The organism is Paraburkholderia sp. AV2 (genome assembly GCF_054968425.1).
Genome location: NZ_JBANLK010000009.1, coordinates 21,664 through 37,669, shown reverse-complemented (window position 1 = coordinate 37,669; position 16,006 = coordinate 21,664). Strand labels below are relative to the sequence as shown.

Sequence of the window (16,006 nt, the reverse complement as noted above, 5' to 3'; positions counted from 1 at the left end):
TGCGCGCTACGTTGTCATCCTTCTGGTCGATGCCGCCGGATTGCGGCACTTCGTAAAGTGGTCGTCATGCCGCATTGGCACGCGCGGCGCGTGCCGCATGCGCTGCCGTTCAACGACCTGCCGGAGTGTCCTCCATGTCATCGCAACCCGTTTTCATCCCGGTCGGCGCGCTCGCCGACGGTTTCGCTCCCGAGAGCAACATCCTCGCCCCGGTCGACGACCTGTACGGTCGCACGTTCGAACTGGCGTTCAGTGACGGCACGCGCAGCACGCTCGCCTTTGCCGCGGACGGCACGGTTCGCGCCGCCGTTGCCACCGCTGTTGCTACCTCCGTTGCCACCTTCGCGTGCCGCGTGACGTCGGTACGCGATGGCATGTATTTCATCGACTACGTTGGCGGCGGCGACGGTACGCGGCCTTCGACGACCAGCATCGTGATCGACGTCCGGCAGGGCCTCTGCACTTCGGTGACGGGCAGCCTGCCGACCGAAAGCGAGGCGCGCCTCGACGCCTTTACGCGCGTGGAGCGCGGCCTGCCGCTGACGGGCGTGGCCGTGCAGATCCGCCACGGCCGGATCGTGCAGGAAGGCGCCGACGCATCCGCCCCGCTGCATGCTCCGACGACCGAACTGATCGGAATGCGCAACCTGTACACATATAGCCCGACCGAACGCTACGAGCACATCTACCTGAACGAGAACTTCTATACGTGGCAGTGCCTGGCGGGCGTCGAGGCCGGGCTTGCCGACGTCGACCACTGCTACATGATCGGGATTGCCAGGAAACTCACGTTGTTTGTCTGGTGCGAGAAGATCGTCCCGACACTCGGCGTCGTGATGATCGATCTGGAGCGAATGAAGACCGACGGCAAGATCTTCGGCTATCAGGGCAGCAATTTCGGCGCGCTGTCGAATTTCCCGGTTGGCGCCTTCGCGCAGATCCTGAACGTGACGCGGTATCCGGAATGAGCCGCGCCGCGCAACGCGAGCCGCTCGCGCGCGACTTCGCGGGCAGGACGGTGCTGATCACCGGGGGCGCGCAGGGGATAGGGCGAGGGATTGCCGAAGCCTTCGCGGCGCGCGGGGCCGCCGTCGCGATCGCGGATCTCCGGATCGACGTCGCCGAGGAGGCGGCCAGCCGGATCGCGGCCACGGGCGCGATCGCACGCGCGTGGCAGGTCGACGTTGCCGCGCACGAACAGATCGGGGCGCTCGTCTCCGGCGTGGAATCCGCGTTCGGCCGGCTCGACGTCGTGATCCACAACGCGGCGTATTTTCCGCTGACCCGCTTCGAGGCGATTACCCCGGAGATTCTCGGCCGCACGCTCGACGTGAATCTCGCCGCGCTGTTCTGGCTCGCGCAGGCCGCGCTGCCCGCGTTCCGCAGGCAGGGTGGCGGGCGGCTGCTGGCGACGTCGTCGGTGACGGGGCCGCGCGTCGCGTATCCGGGGCTCTCGCACTACGCGGCCTCGAAGGCCGGCGTCAACGGCTTCATTCGGGCCGCCGCGCTCGAACTCGCGAAGGAGCGCGTCACGGTCAACGGCGTCGAGCCGGGCATGATCCGCACGCCCGCCATGGACAATCTCGGCGACGCCGCGCACAACGCGCGCATTGCGGCCGGGATCCCGCTGGGGCGCCTGGGCGAACCGGCCGATATCGCGGCGGCGATGTTGTTCCTCGCGTCCGACGCGGCCTCGTACGTGACCGGGCAGACGATCGTCGTCGACGGTGGCGCGACATTGCCGGAGTCGACCGCCGCGCTGGCGTAAGGGCCGGGGTAAGGGCCGCGGTAAGGGCGCTACCGGCGTGCACCGGCCACGCCGCGATCGCTTGTCCGTTACAGGTGTTCGAACGCGAGGGTCGGCACGTCGACGATCGTCGAGCCGCCATCCGCGACGATCGTGGCGCCCGTGACGATCGACGCCGCAGGCGAGGTCAGGAATGCACAGACCGCTGCGATTTCGTCGGCCTCCGCCGGCCGGCGCAGCGGCACGTCTGCGCACACGCGCGCGTAAGCGGCATCGAGCGACTCCTCGTAGCGGCTCATCAGCGGTTCCATTTCCGCATCCGCCATCGGCGTGCGCACCCAGCCCGGGCACACCGCGTTGACGCGCACGCCTTGCGGGCCGTAATCGCGCGCGAGCGAGCGCGTCAGGCCGATCAGCGCGTGCTTCGCGGTCGTGTACCCGCAGACGGCAGGGCCGGCGGCGAGCGAGGCGATGGAGGCGACGAGCACGATCGACCCGCGCCGCGCGATCAGGCCGGGCAGGCACGCGCGCGCGCTGACGAACGCGGTGTCGAGGTTCGCGCGCATCGCGGCGGCCCAGTCCGTATCGCTCATTTCGGTCGCGGTGCCGAGTCCGTGGCCACCGGCGCAGGCGACGAGTGCGTCGATGCCGAGGCCTTCGGCGTCGAGTTGGCCGGCAATGCGCGCCCAGTCGCCGGCGTTCGCGGCGTCGGCGGCGAACGCGAGGCCGCCCGTTTGCGCGGCGATGCGCTCGATCGGCTCGCGCCGGCGGCCGATCAGTACGACACGGTCGCCGTTTGCCGCGTAGCGCTTCGCGCAGGCTTCGCCAATGCCGGTGCCGGCGCCGGTGATGAGGATGGTGCGTGACATGGACATGCGTTTCGTTCCTGGTCGAGGGACATGCGGGCTTCCAGTCTAGGCCGGCCGCCGCCGCGGGCGGAATCGGACAAAAGGATGACAACGCGCCGGGTTTGCCGAACCGGTTGCCGATTCGTGCTACCGGCCGGATTTTCGCGCCGGTAGCATCGGGCGGAATGCATGTTTCCCGTGAGGCCGCCATGTTGCCCTCGTTTTGCGACGCCGCTCGCGGTGCGGTACGCGTGCCCGCCTGCGGTGCCGCCGCGTTGACCCCGGCGCTCGACGCCGGGGTCAGCGCGCTCGCGCAGCTCGTGCGGCCCTCCGCGACGGTGTTCTACCGGATTGGCGAGGATCAGGAACCCTCGGGCTTCGAACTGTTCGGCATGGCGGAGGCGATGCATCGCACCTGGCTCCGGCGCTATTGCCCGCTCGACCCGATGCATCCGTCACGCTTCGCGGCGCAGCCGGCCAACGTGCTGACGCTCGACAGCGAATTGCCGGCGACCGTGCGCGGCGGCTCGATCTACTGGCAGCGCTTTCTGAACGCGTATCAGGTCGTCGACGTAATGGAGGTGCTGCTGCGGGACGGCGCTCGCCCGGCTGCTGCGTTCTCGCTGTTGCGCATGGCGCCCGCGGAGCCGTTCACCGTCGACGACCTCGGCCGCGCGCGCGCCGTGCAGCCGCTGCTCGAGGCCGCGCTGATTCCGGCCGTGCGCGACGAGCGCCTCCTGCACGTGGCGGCCGACGGGCCGCGCCTCACGCACCGCGAGCAGCAGATCGCGCAGCTCGTGCGCGACGGGCACGCGAACAAGGCAATCGCCCGCGCGCTCGATCTGTCGCAGCCCACCGTGAAGACGCACCTGCTGCGGATGTACCGCAAGCTGGGCGTGTCGAGCCGCACCGAGCTGATCGGCATGCTCTTTCTGTAACGACGCGCCGCGACGGCCATTGTTTCGTCATCCTGTGGATCGTGACCTGATCGATCCCGCTTCCCCCGACCTGAAACGGAAGACCTCCATGCGACAAGACACTTCGAACTTCTGGCATCCGATGACCCATCCGGCCGAAATGCAGCAGCGCAAGCCGATCCGTATCGTGCGCGGCGACGGCTGCTACGTGTTCGACGAGGACGGCAACCGGCTCGTGGACGGCGTGGCGGGTCTCTGGAACGTGAACATCGGCCACAATCGCCGCGAGGTGAAGGACGCAATCGTTCGCCAGCTCGACGAGCTCGAATACTTCCAGCTTTTCGACGGCATCTCGCATCCGCGCGCGGAAGAGCTCTCGCGCCTGCTGATCGAACTGCTCGCACCCGAAGGCATGCGGCGCGTGATCTACAGCTCGGGCGGCTCGGACGCCGTCGAATCCGCGCTCAAGCTCGCGCGGCAATACTGGAAGGTCGTAGGGCAGGCGGACCGCACGAAGTTCATCTCGCTGAAGCAGGGCTATCACGGCACGCATTTCGGCGGGGCATCGGTGAACGGCAACACGGTGTTTCGCCGCAACTACGAACCGAACCTGCCCGGGTGCTTTCACGTCGAAACGCCGTGGCTCTACCGCAATCCGTTCACCGACAATCCCGAGAAGCTCGGCCAGATCTGCGCGGAGCTGCTCGAGCGCGAGATCGTGTTCCAGGGGCCGGACACCGTTGCCGCGTTCATCGCCGAGCCGGTGCAGGGCGCGGGCGGGGTGATCGTGCCGCCGGCAAACTACTGGCCGCTGATCCGCGAGGTTTGCGACCGGCACGGCGTACTGCTGATCGCCGACGAGATCGTCACCGGTTTCGGGCGCTCCGGCAGCCTGTTCGGCAGCCGCGGCTGGGGCGTGAAGCCGGACATCATGTGCCTCGCAAAGGGAATCACGTCGGGCTACGTGCCGCTCGGCGCGACGGCCTTCAACGAGCGTATCGAGCAGGCGTTCATGAACAACGCGGACTTCTCCGGCGCGCTGATGCACGGCTACACCTATGCCGGGCATCCGGTCGCGTGCGCGGCCGCGATCGCGAATCTGAAGATCGTTGTCGAGGAAGATCTCGCGGGCCGTGCCGCGCACCAGGGCGAATATCTGCTTGGCGCGTTGCGCCCGTTTGTCGAGCGCTATGCGGCGGTTGGCGACGTGCGCGGCAAGGGCTTGATGGTCGCGCTCGATCTCGTGCAGGACAGGAAAACGCGCGAGCCGATCGATCCGGCCAGCGGCTACGCGAACCGCGTAGCCGAAATCGCCCGCTCACACGGTGCGCTCGTGCGGCCGGTCGGCACGAAGATCATTCTGTCCCCGCCGCTCGTGATCGAGCGCGAACCGCTCGACGCAATCGTTTCGGCGCTTGACGCGGGTTTCGAGGGGGCCTGAAGCGGCGCGCTCGCAGGGCGATCCGGCAGACTCGACACGATAATGTAAGGTGAACGTAGGGTAACGGACGGTACTGGAACGGCGTGCATTGCGCGCCGCTGGCGCTCCCGCTATGCTGATCCGGCGCGGGATGCCCGCCTGGCGGAATCCGGACGATTGGCCTCGGGCGAGTCGCGCGCGTCGCGTTTCGTTTCGCAGGAGAGAAAGATGGAGTTCCGGGTCGTTGCCCTTGCCGATACCCACGATCTGTCGCACGCGGTGGATGGCTGGGAGCAGACCTATCGGCAAATCACGCCTGGCCGGTTCGAATGCACGCTGTTCCAGGCGAGCGGCGCGGATTTCCAGTTCTTCCGCGAAACGACCAACCGCCGGGTCGTGCAGGCGGGCGTGTCGCCGGAAGGGCTGTGGTCGCTGGCGGTCCCGCTGCACGCGCCGATGCAGGGCACGTTTCAGGGTCGGTTCGTTGACGGCTTCGCGATCATGTCGCTGGGCGAGCACGAGGAATTCCGCCTCTATACGCCCGAATCGATGCACTACGTTGGCGTGAGCCTGCCGGGCAGCAAAATGGAGGAACTCGTCGGGCTGACGGTCGGCGAGCATGCCGTGCGTCAGCTTGCCCAGAACGTACTGCCGATTCCCGGCGACGGCGGGGCGGAGCAGCGCACGCGTCTCGCACTCCTGATCGAATCGGCCGAGCAGAGTCTCGCCGGCCTCGTCGATCCGGCGGGCACGAAGCCCTTCCAGGACGAAATCGTGAGTTTGCTGCTGAGCTTGCTGGAGGGCGCGACCGGCGGAACGCGCGACCTCACGCACAGCACCTACAGCGATATCGTCCGGCGCTCCGAGCGTCTCTTGCAGGAGCAGGCCGACCATCCGCTGACTGTGCTCGACCTGTGCGTCCATCTGCGCTGCAGCCGCCGCACGCTGCAGACGAGCTTTCAGCGCGTCGCGAACGTGACGCCCGTCGAATACCTGCGCTCGATCCGCCTGAACGCCGTACGGCGGTTGCTGCGCTCGACGAACCCCGAAGAACTGCTGATAGGCGACGCGGCGGCGCGCTGGGGGTTTACGCATCTGAGTTATTTCGCGCGCGAGTACCGCGACCTGTTCGGCGAATTGCCCTCGCAGACGCAGCGCAAGTTCTGAAACGGCCGGCTTCCTTCCTCCGGAATTCTTTCGTTTTCCTGTCTATTTTCGGCGCAGACCACGCATCCGGCGTCCGGGTTTTCCCGCGACTCGCCACATGTTGCCGATTTGTGCTGCCGGCCCTTCCTTTTGGTTTCCTACAGTGTCCGGACCGGTGTCGCTGCATGCCTCTCGCGTGCGGCGCGCACCCCGCGTGCTGCGAACGACACCCGGTTTACGGGGCGACATTCGCATCGCAAGCGGTTACGGAGACTGACTTACATGAGAGACATTCAGGCAGAGGGCCTGTACGACGGGGCGGCCGCGATGCCCGCCATGCCGTCGAACCGGCAACTCATCTTTGCGATCACGATCGGCAACGGACTCGAGTTTTTCGATCTGACTGTCTACAGCTTCTTCGCCGTGCTGCTAGGCAAGCTGTTCTTTCCCTCTGTGTCCGCGCAGCAGCAACTGCTGCTTTCGGTCGGCACGTTCGGCGTTGGCTTCGTCGCTCGGCCGATAGGCGGCGTGCTGATCGGTATCGTCGCGGACCGCTTCGGCCGCGTGCCGGCGATGAACCTTACGCTCGCGACGATGGCGATCGGCACCGGCATGGTCGGCTTGATGCCCACCTACGCGCAGATCGGCGTGCTGTCGCCGATACTGATCGTGCTCGCGCGGCTGCTTCAGGGTTTCTCGGCGGGCGGCGAGGTCGGCGTGTCGACCTCCATGCTCGCCGAGCGAGCCCCGGCGGGGCAGCGCGCGTACTACACGAGCTGGCAGTTTGCGAGCCAGGGGGCCGCAGCGCTCGTCGGGTCGCTGGTCGGCTTCCTGCTTACGCACTATTTGAGCGCCGATGCCTTGCAGACGTGGGGCTGGCGCGTGCCGTTCCTTGGCGGCGTGCTGATCGCGCCGATCGGCCTCTATCTGCGTTCGCGTTTCGGCGCGAGCGAGCGCGCGGAACGCAAGACGCGCGAATCGGCGCCGCTCGGCACGGTGCTGCGCCGCGACGGCGGGGCCGTGCTGGCCGCGCTTGGTCTCGTGATCGGCGGCACGTCCGCGCATTTCATCGTGATCTACTACATGTCGACGTACGCGATCCGGACGCTGCATCTGCCGATGGACACCGCCCTGTGGAGCGGGATCATCGCGGGTGCGGTGATGTTCGTCGTGTCGCCGGTCGGCGGGCTCCTGACCGACCGCTATTCGCGCAAGGCAATGGCGTTCTGGACACGCCTCGTGCTGACCGTGGCGATCCTGCCGGGCTTCCTGCTGGTCATTGCGTGGCCCTCGGCCGCGATGCTGTGCGCAGTGGTGGGCGTGCTGTCCGCCATGCATTCGCTGAACGCGGGCGCGACCGGCATTTTGCTGGCCGAACTGTTCCCGAAGAGCACGCGTGCGACCGCGCTTTCACTCGCTTATGCGGGGGGCGTGTCGATCTTCGGCGGCTTTGCGCAATTCATCGTGACCTGGCTGATCGGCGCGACCGGCCGGCCGACTTCGCCCGCGTGGTACGTGATCGTATGCGGGGTGCTCTCGCTCGTTGCGCTTGCGTTTACTACCGATCGCTCGCGGATCGACGGGTGAGCAGGGCGTTGTGGCATGCGCGCGATTCTGGTATCTCGGCGCGCAAGGCGACGGCCGGTTTCCCCTGCCGCCCGGACTCTGCTATAATTCGCGTCCCGCCGGAGAGATGGATGAGCGGTTTAAGTCGCACGCCTGGAAAGCGTGTATAGGTTAATAGCCTATCGGGGGTTCGAATCCCCCTCTCTCCGCCAGCGGACCTCTTGGCCATCAGGCCTGGAAACCCCACCAGATAAGGCCCTTCAGCCCACTACGACCGGACGAATTCGGGCTGCAACCAGGCGCTCCCGGCTATCGGAAGGCCAACAAACACACAATCAGCACCCACGCGCAAACAATCGTTGCACCCGCATCGATCACCGACCTCAGCAAGAACCCGGTCGCGAACGGGCAGGCGCCAGTGACCATCGGCAATCGCTCCACGCTTCGGCCATAATGAAAAAACACCGGGCATCCCGGCGTCTTTTCATAAATGGACCGAGGAGAGCGTCCTTGAAGGTCAGTGAAGCGGTCGAGAGCCGCAAATCCGTACGCCAGTTTCTACCCGATCCCGTGGACCCCGCCGTGATCCGCGCCGTGCTGCAACACGCGGCGCGCGCACCGTCGGGCGGCAATCTGCAGCCGTGGCACCTGCACGTGGTAGGCGGTGAGTCGCTCGCCACGCTCAAGGCCGTCATGGCGCAGCGCATCGAGCAGGCCCCCGAGGGCGAGCGTACCGAATACGACGTCTATCCGCGCGAGCTCTCCTCGCCGTATCGCGATCGGCGCTATCAGGTGGGCGAGGATCTCTACCGCAGCATCGGCATCGCACGCGAGGATCGTCCCGGCAGGCTGCGCCAGTTCGCGCGCAACTACGCGTTCTTCGACGCGCCGCTCGCGCTTTTTTGCAGCGTCGACCGGCAGATGGGCCCGCCGCAATGGGCCGACCTCGGCATGTTCCTGCAGACCGTCATGTTGCTGCTGCGCGAAGCGGGTCTGCATAGCTGCGCGCAGGAATGCTGGGCGCGCTACGCCCGCACGGTGGGCGAGTTTCTCTCGCTGCCGGACGCTCATATGCTGTTTTCCGGCATGGCGATCGGCTACGAAGACACTGCCGCGGCCATCAACCGGTGGCGTTCGGCACGTGCGCCGCTTCACGAATTCGCCCGGTTTTACGGCGTCTGAGCGTGCAATGCCACCGCCTCTGCTTTTTTAAAGCGCCGCCCGAATCCGCTGGGCGATTGCTTCCAGCTTTGCCATGTCGGCCATTTCACGTGCATGCGGGCGCAACGTTTCGCCTTCGCGGCGCGGGATCACGTGGAAATGGACGTGCGGCACGGTCTGGCCGGCCGCCGCGCCGTTGAATTGCGCGATCAGGAGGCCTTCCGGCGCGAGCGTCGCGCGTACCGCTATCGCCACCTTCTGGGTCATGGCGATGGCCGCCATGCCGGCTTCGACCGGGAGTTCGTAGATCTGTTCGGCCGGCGCTTTCGGCAGCACCAGCACGTGGCCGTCGGCCTGAGGCATCACGTCCATGATCGCGAGCGTGCTGTCGTCTTCGCAGACCTTGATGCAGGGGAGTTCGCCGCGCAGGATGCGCGCAAAGATATTGTTCGGATCGTAAGCCATGGGTCCTCCCGGTGGCACGCGGCTTGCATGCAGGCGTGGAAACGGTCAAGCGGCGATTATGGCGCACGGCGGCGGCGCTTGTCGGCTTTCCTGCAGGTTTTTTCGGCCAGGTGCATCATAAGAGTTCGCAAACGAGCGCGACGACGAACGTCCTGATACGGAGCACGCCATGTCTACGACCGATCTCGAAGCAGCCCATTCCGCCCGCGAGGCCACCGGTTCCGCGGCCTGGCGGTTTGCCGCCGACCTGCTGGCGCATGCCGACGTGCAGCTCAACGGCACGCGCGCGTGGGACATGCGCATCCACGACCCCCAGGTGCCGGAGCGCGTGCTCGCGCTGGGCAATCTGGGCCTTGGCGAGGCCTATATGGATGGCCAGTGGGATTGCGAGCGGCTCGACGAGTTCTTCGCGCATGTTCTGCGCGCGCATCTCGACGAGCGGATCGATCCCGCGCGGCTCGTTTTCCATGCGCTGAAGGCGCGTCTCATGAACCGCCAGACCGCGCGGCGTGCCTGGAAGGTGGGCCAGAAGCACTACGACATCGGCAACGCGTTCTACGAGACCATGCTCGACTGCCGCATGACGTACACCTGCGGTTACTGGCCGGGGGGCGCGAAGACGCTCGACGAAGCGCAGGAAGCCAAGCTTGATCTGATCTGCCGGAAACTCGGGCTCGCGCCGGGCATGCGGCTGCTCGATATCGGCTGCGGCTGGGGCAGCCTCATGCAGTTCGCCGCCGAGTACTATGGCGTGTCGTGCGTCGGCGTGACGATTTCGAAGGAACAGGCCGCGCTTGGCGCCGAACGCTGCCGGGGCCTGCCCGTCGAGTTCCGGCTGCAGGACTACCGGCTGCTCGACGAACGCTTCGACCGCGTTGCGAGCGTGGGTATGTTCGAGCACGTCGGCCCGAAGAACTACCGCACGTATATGGAGGTGGCGCACCGCTGCCTTGCCGACGACGGCATTTTCCTGCTGCACACGATCGGCAAGAACCGGCGCGAGACCACGCCCGACGCGTGGATCGACAAATACATTTTCCCCAACGGCGAGTTGCCCACCATCGGCCAGATCGCGGATGCCTCGGGCGGCCTGTTCGTCACCGAGGACCTGCACAACTTCGGCGCCGACTACGACCGCACGCTGATGGCCTGGCACGCGAACTTCGAAGCGGCCTGGCCGCGTTTCGAAGCCGAAATGGGGCAGCGGTTCTATCGCATGTGGCGTTACTACCTGCTTTCGTGCGCCGGTGCGTTCCGCGCGCGCGATATCCAGCTCTGGCAGTGGGTGCTGACGAAGAACGGGCTCCCCGGCGGCTACAAGCGTCCCGCGCTTTAACGCATCACGACCGCGACGGTGGCGATGCCGAGGATCGTCATCACCACCGAAGCGCACACGTGGATGGCGATTTCGCCGGCCGCCCAGCCGAAGCGGCCCTCCTGCAGGTGCGAGACCACTTCGGCGGAGAAGGTCGAGAAGGTGGAAAGTCCGCCCATGAGGCCCGTGATGACGAAGAGGCGCCATTCGGCCGGCACGTCGGGCATGCGCGCGAAGAACGCTACGGCCACGCCGATCACATAGCCCGCGATTACGTTGGCGGCCAGCGTGCCGAGCGGCAGCTCGGGGAAGAGCGCATTCAGGCGCAGGCCGAGTACCCAGCGCAGAAGCGAACCGAGCGCGCCGCCAATGCCGACTGCGAGTATGGACAGATACATGGTGTGAACAGGTTGTAGGCGCAAGGAAGGCCTGCGTAGCGCAGGCATTACGTCGATCCGGGAGTTTAGCATCGGGCTCCGGACACCCCGGCGGCGATCGGCAGTAAAATGGGCGCGTCCCGTCCGGTCCGAGTCGCTGCATGAAAGTCGCCCTTTTCATCCCGTGTTTCATCGACGCGTTCTACCCCGAGGTGGGGATCGCGACACTCGAACTGCTGGAGCGGTTCGGCTGCGAAGTCGACTATCCCGCCGAGCAAACCTGTTGTGGCCAGCCCATGGCCAACAGCGGCGCGCAGGCCGAGGCCGCGGGCGCGGAGCGCGTGTTCGTGCGCGCTTTCGCCGGCTACGACTATATCGTCGGCCCCTCGGCCAGTTGCGTGAACCACGTGCGCGACCACCTCACCGCCATCGAGCAGACCGACGAGGTGCGCAAGGTGCGGGCGTCCACCTACGAACTCGTCGAGTTCCTTCACGATGTGCTGGGCGTGCGCGAGTTTCCGTGGGCCGAGTTTCCGTGGCGTGTCGGCCTGCACAATAGCTGCAGCGCACTGCGGCATCTGCACGAGGCCTCGATTTCGGAGGTGGCGGGCCCCGCGTTCTCCAAGCCGCGCACGTTGCTCGAAGGCGTGAAGGGCATCGAGTTCGTGCAGCCCAAACGTCCCGACGAGTGCTGCGGCTTCGGCGGCACCTTTGCCGTGACGGAGGAGGCTGTGTCCGTGCGCATGGGGCAGGACAAGGTGGTCGATCACGTGGGCGCGGGCGCGCAGTACATCGTTTCGGGCGACATGTCGTGCCTCATGCATCAGCAGGGCTGTGCCGAGCGCATGAATGCCGACGTCCGCTTCATCCATATTGCCCAGGTGCTCAACGGAGTTCGCGAATGAAGCGCGTCGAACATGCGAAGCTGGCGAGCGGCTTTCTTGCCCATCCGGAGCACGTGAGCTTTCACGACAAGCGGCTCTGGGATCTGCGCATGAAGCGCGACGCGCAGGCGCAGGCGATTCCCGAATGGGAGACGCTGCGTACGCTCGCTTCGGCGATCAAGGGGCACACGCTCTCCCGGCTTTCCGACTACCTCGAGCAGTTCGTGAGCAACGCCGAGGCCAACGGCGTGCACGTGCATTTCGCCGATAACGCGGAGGAGCACAACGAAACCGTGTACCGGCTGCTGAGCGAGCGCGGCATGACGGGGCTCGTGAAGAGCAAGTCGATGCTCACTGACGAGTGCGAGATGCGCCCGTATCTGGAGTCGCGCGGCATCGCGGTGATGGAAACGGATCTGGGCGAGCGGATCCAGCAGCTCGATTCGCAGCCGCCCAGCCATATCGTGGTGCCGGCCGTGCACAAGCTGCGCGGCGACGTGGCGCAAGTTTTCAGCCGCACGATCGGCACGGATCCGCACAACGACGATATCCACTACCTCGCACAGAGCCAGCGCATGAACACGCGGCCCTGGTTCGTGCGCGAGAAGACGGCTGGCATGACGGGCTGCAATTTTGCCGTGGCCGAAACGGGCACCGTGGTCGTGTGCACGAACGAGGGCAACGCCGACCTGTCCGCTAACATGTCGCCGCTGCATATCGTCTCCATGGGCATCGAGAAGCTGATCCCGCGCATTTCGGACCTCGGCGTCTTTATCCGCCTGCTGTCGCGCAGCGCGCTCGGTTCGCCGATTACGCAGTACACCTCACATTTCCGCGCGCCGCGCGAGGGGGCGGAGCTGCACTTCGTCCTCGTCGACAACGGCCGCTCGGAGCGGCTCGCGATGCCCGACTTCTGGTACTCGCTCAAGTGCATCCGCTGCGGCGCGTGCATGAACACGTGCCCCGTCTACCGGCGCAGCGGCGGGCTTTCGTACGGCAGCACCTATGCGGGGCCGATCGGCGCGATCATCAATCCGACCTTCGACCTCAAGCGCTTCAGCGCGCTGCCGTTCGCTTCCACGCTCAACGGCAGCTGCACCAACGTATGCCCCGTGAAGATCAACATCCATGAGCAGATTTATCAGTGGCGCCAGGTGATCGCCGCGCGCCACGAGGTGCCCTTCGTCAAGCAGGAGGTGCTGAAGATGGCCGGGCGTCTGCTCGCGAGCCCGACACTCTATCGCGGCGCGGTGGCGTCGCTCGAAGGCGCGCTGCGGCGCTTGCCCAACTTCATGCTGTACAACCCGCTCAATATCTGGGGACGCCAGCGCGACCTGCCGCCAGCACCGCCCCTGACCTTTCATGCGTGGTACAAGAAGAACCGGCAAGGAGGCAGCGGCCATGGCCAGTCGTGAAGCGTTCATCGCGCGCGTACGCGCTGCGCAGCCGGCCGCGCTCGATCTGCCCGAGGTGCCGCTCTTCGGGACGCCCGCGGGTGACCTGCGCGAGCGTTTCGTGGCGTCGCTCGAACTGATGGGCGGCCGCGCCGTACAGGCCGCATCGGCCGATGCCGTGCTGCCCTTGATCCACGAACGCTTCGGCCCTCACGTCGAAATCGCCTCGGCGGTGCCGGAAGTGTCGGGCACGGTCACGCTCGACGCCGCGATGCCGCCGACCTGGCTCGAAAGGGTCGACGTGGGCGTCGTGCGGGCGCGCTTCGGCGTGGCGGAGACGGGCTCGGTGTGGCTCAGCGAACGCGAATACGTCGTGAACGCGCTCGGCTACATCGTTCAGCATCTGGTCGTGCTGCTCGATTTCGCGCAGATCGTCGGCGGCTTGCAGGACGCGTACCGGCGCGACGATTTTCGCCGCGCGCGCTACGCGGCGCTCGTGACCGGCCCCTCCGCGACGGCGGATATCGAAGGCGTGCTGATTCAGGGCGCGCAAGGGGTGAAATCGCTGACGGTGGTGGGGCTGCCGGCTTCGTGAGCGCGAGGGCTTCGCAAGTCGGTCCGTAGTCCGATGCAAAAGCAGCGGACGTAAAAGCAGGGCGCAACGACTGGCAGACGATGGTCATCCCGATCCTTCTCCTGAGCGGCTTTTTGCTGGCGAGCATCGCCTTCGTGCAGGCGGCGAGCGTGCGCTGGGCCATTTCCGAATCGGTGCTGCTCGCCGCGTGGGGTTTTACGCTGGGCGGCGCCTGGCTCGTGAGCGGGGAAGCGTGGCCGCATCTTGTCGCGAGCGTCGTGACGCCCGCGCTCGCGCCGCGCCTGCCGCCCGAGGCCTATCTCTGGATTTTCCTGCCGCCGCTGCTTTTTCAGGCCGCGCTCAGCGTGAACGTGCGCGAAATGCTGGGCGATGCCGCGCCCATCTTGCTGCTTGCCGTGGTGGCCGTGTTCGTCGCGACGGGCATGGTGGGCGGCGCCCTTCGCTTGACGGGACTGGGTCCGCTCGTCGACGGGCTCCTGCTGGGGGCGATGATCGCCACGACCGACCCCTCGGCCGTGCTGGCCGTATTTCGCGAAGTGGGGGCGCCGGCGCGGCTCGTGCGACTCGTGGAAGGCGAGAGCCTGCTGAACGATGCCGCCGCAATCGCCATTGCCAGCGTGCTGATCGCGGCCATCACCGGCGACGCGGCCACTGCCACGGCCGGCGCCGCGCTGCGCACGTTCGGCATCCAGTTGGGCGGCGGCCTCGTCGCGGGGGCGCTCGCCGGGCGTCTCTTCGCATGGGTGCTGCCGTGGCTTGGCGGGGAGGGCAAAGCCGAGGTGTCGCTCAGCTTCGCGCTGCCGTATCCGCTCTATCTGTTCGCCGATCAGGCGCTGCATGTGTCCGGCGTCGTCGCGGTGGTGGCGGCCGGGCTCGTGATCAGCGGCCTCGGGCGCACGCGTCTTTCGCCGCTGAACTGGCAGCATCTGCAACTGATCTGGGAACAGATCGCGGCCATGGCGGGCGCGGCGATCTTCCTGCTGGCCGCCATGCAGATCCCGGCCACGCTGCGCGACGCACGCTGGCTCGACCTCGCCGCGCTCGCCGTGGTCGTGGCCGCGGCGTTCGCAGCGCGCCTCGTGGTGGTGTTCGGCATGCTGCCGCTCCTGAGCCGCCTGCGGCTGACCGAGCCCGTGAGCGCCGCCTATCGGCTCGTCATCGCCTGGGGCGGGCTGCGCGGCGCGGTGACGCTCGTGCTCGCGCTCGGCCTCGCGCAGAACATGGCGCTACCCGAGAACACGCGCCGCTTCGTCGCCATCATCGCAACGGGCTTCGTGCTGGTGAGCCTGATCGTGAACGGCTCGTCGCTGAAGTTGCTGATCCGGCGGCTGAAGCTCGATCTGCTTTCGCCGCAGGAGGAGGCGCTGCAGCAGCAGGCCGTGCAGCTTTCGGCGATCGCGGTTTCGGAGCAGGTGCGTGCGGCGGCCCGGACGTTTCGCATCGGCGCACAGCAAGCCGACGCGGCTTGCGAGACCTATCGGCGCAGTATCGACCTCAGCGCGACCGTTTTCGATATCGAGGCGGCGCTTACCGAGCGTGAGCGTCTCGCCATCGGCCTCGTCACGCTGGCAGCGAAGGAGCGCGACCTGATCCCGCAATATGGCAGCGGGATCATCTCGATCGGCAATCTCGACGCCATGGCGCGCAATACCGAAGCGATGATCGAAGAGGCGCGCCTGCATGGCCGCGTGGGCTATCAACGTGCGGCGCGCCTGATCCTGGCGTATTCGCCAGGAATGAAGCTCGCACGCTTCGTGAGCCGCTGGCTGCACATCCAGCAGCCCTATGCCGATGCCCTCGCAGATCGCTTCGAACTCCTCATGTGTCGGCGCGTCGTGCTGCATCAGCTATTCGAATTCAATGACGCAAGCCTCAAGCCGCTGCTGGGCGAGCGCCTTTCCACACTGCTCGCGACGATCCTCAAGGCGCGCATCACGGTTCTCGAGCATGCGCTCGACGACGTGCGGCAATGCTTCGGGCACGGGGCGGACGTGCTCGAGCAACGCATGCTGCTGCTGTATGCGCTGCGCGAGGGCCGCGAGCGCATCGCGTCGATGTACGAGGACCGCTCGATTTCGAAGGAGATCTACGATTCGATTTCGCGCGAGCTCGGCGAGGCGTGGAAGATGGCCGTGCGGCGCGCGCATCCGGTGGTCGTGCCGTTGCGCTAG

The 16,006-nt window shown here is 66.7% G+C and carries 15 protein-coding genes and 1 tRNA gene; 13 read left to right on the top strand and 3 right to left on the bottom strand.

All coding sequences use genetic code 11. The features are described 5' to 3' along the window. The first annotated feature begins 134 nt into the window (after positions 1 to 134). On the top strand, positions 135 to 968 hold the full coding sequence (locus tag V8683_RS09210) for a MoaF C-terminal domain-containing protein (protein ID WP_411189095.1): 834 nt from the start codon (positions 135 to 137) through the stop codon (positions 966 to 968). Then, on the top strand, positions 965 to 1,768 hold the full coding sequence (locus V8683_RS09205) for an SDR family oxidoreductase (protein WP_411189096.1): 804 nt from the start codon (positions 965 to 967) through the stop codon (positions 1,766 to 1,768). Before V8683_RS09210 ends, V8683_RS09205 begins: the two co-directional genes overlap by 4 nt. Positions 1,769 to 1,836: 68 nt before the next feature. On the opposite strand, the gene V8683_RS09200 is transcribed toward V8683_RS09205, so the two are convergent. Beyond that, positions 1,837 to 2,622 (bottom strand): SDR family NAD(P)-dependent oxidoreductase, encoded by a 786-nt coding sequence (locus tag V8683_RS09200; RefSeq protein ID WP_411189097.1) that lies wholly within the window; start codon positions 2,620 to 2,622, stop codon positions 1,837 to 1,839. A gap of 182 nt (positions 2,623 to 2,804) precedes the next feature. Between V8683_RS09200 and V8683_RS09195 the strand changes: the two genes are divergently transcribed. From V8683_RS09195 to V8683_RS09170, 6 genes are all read left to right on the top strand, one after another. Continuing rightward, positions 2,805 to 3,533: a helix-turn-helix transcriptional regulator gene (locus V8683_RS09195; protein ID WP_411190518.1), complete on the top strand. Its 729-nt coding sequence runs from the start codon at positions 2,805 to 2,807 to the stop codon at positions 3,531 to 3,533. A gap of 88 nt (positions 3,534 to 3,621) precedes the next feature. Continuing rightward, positions 3,622 to 4,953: an aspartate aminotransferase family protein gene (locus V8683_RS09190; RefSeq protein ID WP_411189098.1), complete on the top strand. Its 1,332-nt coding sequence runs from the start codon at positions 3,622 to 3,624 to the stop codon at positions 4,951 to 4,953. 207 nt (positions 4,954 to 5,160) lie between these two features. Next, positions 5,161 to 6,099: a helix-turn-helix domain-containing protein gene (locus V8683_RS09185; RefSeq protein WP_411189099.1), complete on the top strand. Its 939-nt coding sequence runs from the start codon at positions 5,161 to 5,163 to the stop codon at positions 6,097 to 6,099. Between the two features lie 261 nt (positions 6,100 to 6,360). Continuing rightward, positions 6,361 to 7,665 carry an MFS transporter gene (locus V8683_RS09180; RefSeq protein WP_411189100.1) on the top strand — a complete coding sequence of 435 codons (1,305 nt, stop codon included), beginning with the start codon at positions 6,361 to 6,363 and terminating at the stop codon, positions 7,663 to 7,665. Between the two features lie 100 nt (positions 7,666 to 7,765). Then, positions 7,766 to 7,856: transfer RNA gene (locus tag V8683_RS09175), tRNA-Ser, on the top strand. Between the two features lie 298 nt (positions 7,857 to 8,154). Continuing rightward, the gene (locus V8683_RS09170; protein ID WP_411189101.1) at positions 8,155 to 8,826 is read left to right on the top strand and encodes a nitroreductase; all 672 of its coding nucleotides are present in this window, start codon (positions 8,155 to 8,157) and stop codon (positions 8,824 to 8,826) included. A 27-nt stretch (positions 8,827 to 8,853) separates the two neighbouring features. Here the strand turns inward: V8683_RS09170 and V8683_RS09165 are convergent, their stop codons facing one another. Continuing rightward, positions 8,854 to 9,270 carry an HIT family protein gene (locus tag V8683_RS09165; protein ID WP_411189102.1) on the bottom strand — a complete coding sequence of 139 codons (417 nt, stop codon included), beginning with the start codon at positions 9,268 to 9,270 and terminating at the stop codon, positions 8,854 to 8,856. Positions 9,271 to 9,439: 169 nt separating this feature from the next. On the opposite strand from V8683_RS09165, the gene cfa reads away from it, so the two are divergent. Next, the gene (cfa, locus tag V8683_RS09160) at positions 9,440 to 10,606 is read left to right on the top strand and encodes a cyclopropane fatty acyl phospholipid synthase (protein ID WP_411189103.1); all 1,167 of its coding nucleotides are present in this window, start codon (positions 9,440 to 9,442) and stop codon (positions 10,604 to 10,606) included. Here cfa and crcB read toward each other — a convergent pair. Continuing rightward, complete coding sequence (gene crcB / locus V8683_RS09155) at positions 10,603 to 10,983, bottom strand: fluoride efflux transporter CrcB (protein WP_411189104.1); 381 nt, start codon at positions 10,981 to 10,983, stop codon at positions 10,603 to 10,605. The genes cfa and crcB overlap by 4 nt on opposite strands. Before the next feature lie 140 nt (positions 10,984 to 11,123). Here crcB and V8683_RS09150 point away from each other — a divergent pair, with 140 nt between their 5' ends. From V8683_RS09150 to V8683_RS09135, 4 genes are all read left to right on the top strand, one after another. Continuing rightward, on the top strand, positions 11,124 to 11,867 hold the full coding sequence (locus tag V8683_RS09150) for a (Fe-S)-binding protein (protein ID WP_411189105.1): 744 nt from the start codon (positions 11,124 to 11,126) through the stop codon (positions 11,865 to 11,867). After that, a complete protein-coding gene (locus V8683_RS09145; protein ID WP_411189106.1) occupies positions 11,864 to 13,261 on the top strand; it encodes a lactate utilization protein B in 1,398 nt (465 codons plus the stop codon). The genes V8683_RS09150 and V8683_RS09145 overlap by 4 nt, the downstream gene beginning before the upstream one ends. Then, complete coding sequence (locus V8683_RS09140; protein ID WP_411189107.1) at positions 13,248 to 13,835, top strand: LutC/YkgG family protein; 588 nt, start codon at positions 13,248 to 13,250, stop codon at positions 13,833 to 13,835. The genes V8683_RS09145 and V8683_RS09140 overlap by 14 nt, the downstream gene beginning before the upstream one ends. Positions 13,836 to 13,915: 80 nt before the next feature. Further along, positions 13,916 to 16,006 carry a cation:proton antiporter gene (locus V8683_RS09135; RefSeq protein ID WP_411189108.1) on the top strand — a complete coding sequence of 697 codons (2,091 nt, stop codon included), beginning with the start codon at positions 13,916 to 13,918 and terminating at the stop codon, positions 16,004 to 16,006.

Coding starts and splice junctions, on each gene's coding strand:
- V8683_RS09210 (WP_411189095.1), top strand. CDS start 135: ATGTCATCGCAACCCGTTTTCATCCCGGTCGGCGCGCTCGCCGACGGT.
- V8683_RS09205 (WP_411189096.1), top strand. CDS start 965: ATGAGCCGCGCCGCGCAACGCGAGCCGCTCGCGCGCGACTTCGCGGGC.
- V8683_RS09200 (WP_411189097.1), bottom strand. CDS start 2,622: ATGTCCATGTCACGCACCATCCTCATCACCGGCGCCGGCACCGGCATT.
- V8683_RS09195 (WP_411190518.1), top strand. CDS start 2,805: ATGTTGCCCTCGTTTTGCGACGCCGCTCGCGGTGCGGTACGCGTGCCC.
- V8683_RS09190 (WP_411189098.1), top strand. CDS start 3,622: ATGCGACAAGACACTTCGAACTTCTGGCATCCGATGACCCATCCGGCC.
- V8683_RS09185 (WP_411189099.1), top strand. CDS start 5,161: ATGGAGTTCCGGGTCGTTGCCCTTGCCGATACCCACGATCTGTCGCAC.
- V8683_RS09180 (WP_411189100.1), top strand. CDS start 6,361: ATGAGAGACATTCAGGCAGAGGGCCTGTACGACGGGGCGGCCGCGATG.
- V8683_RS09165 (WP_411189102.1), bottom strand. CDS start 9,270: ATGGCTTACGATCCGAACAATATCTTTGCGCGCATCCTGCGCGGCGAA.
- cfa (WP_411189103.1), top strand. CDS start 9,440: ATGTCTACGACCGATCTCGAAGCAGCCCATTCCGCCCGCGAGGCCACC.
- crcB (WP_411189104.1), bottom strand. CDS start 10,983: ATGTATCTGTCCATACTCGCAGTCGGCATTGGCGGCGCGCTCGGTTCG.
- V8683_RS09150 (WP_411189105.1), top strand. CDS start 11,124: ATGAAAGTCGCCCTTTTCATCCCGTGTTTCATCGACGCGTTCTACCCC.
- V8683_RS09145 (WP_411189106.1), top strand. CDS start 11,864: ATGAAGCGCGTCGAACATGCGAAGCTGGCGAGCGGCTTTCTTGCCCAT.
- V8683_RS09140 (WP_411189107.1), top strand. CDS start 13,248: ATGGCCAGTCGTGAAGCGTTCATCGCGCGCGTACGCGCTGCGCAGCCG.
- V8683_RS09135 (WP_411189108.1), top strand. CDS start 13,916: ATGGTCATCCCGATCCTTCTCCTGAGCGGCTTTTTGCTGGCGAGCATC.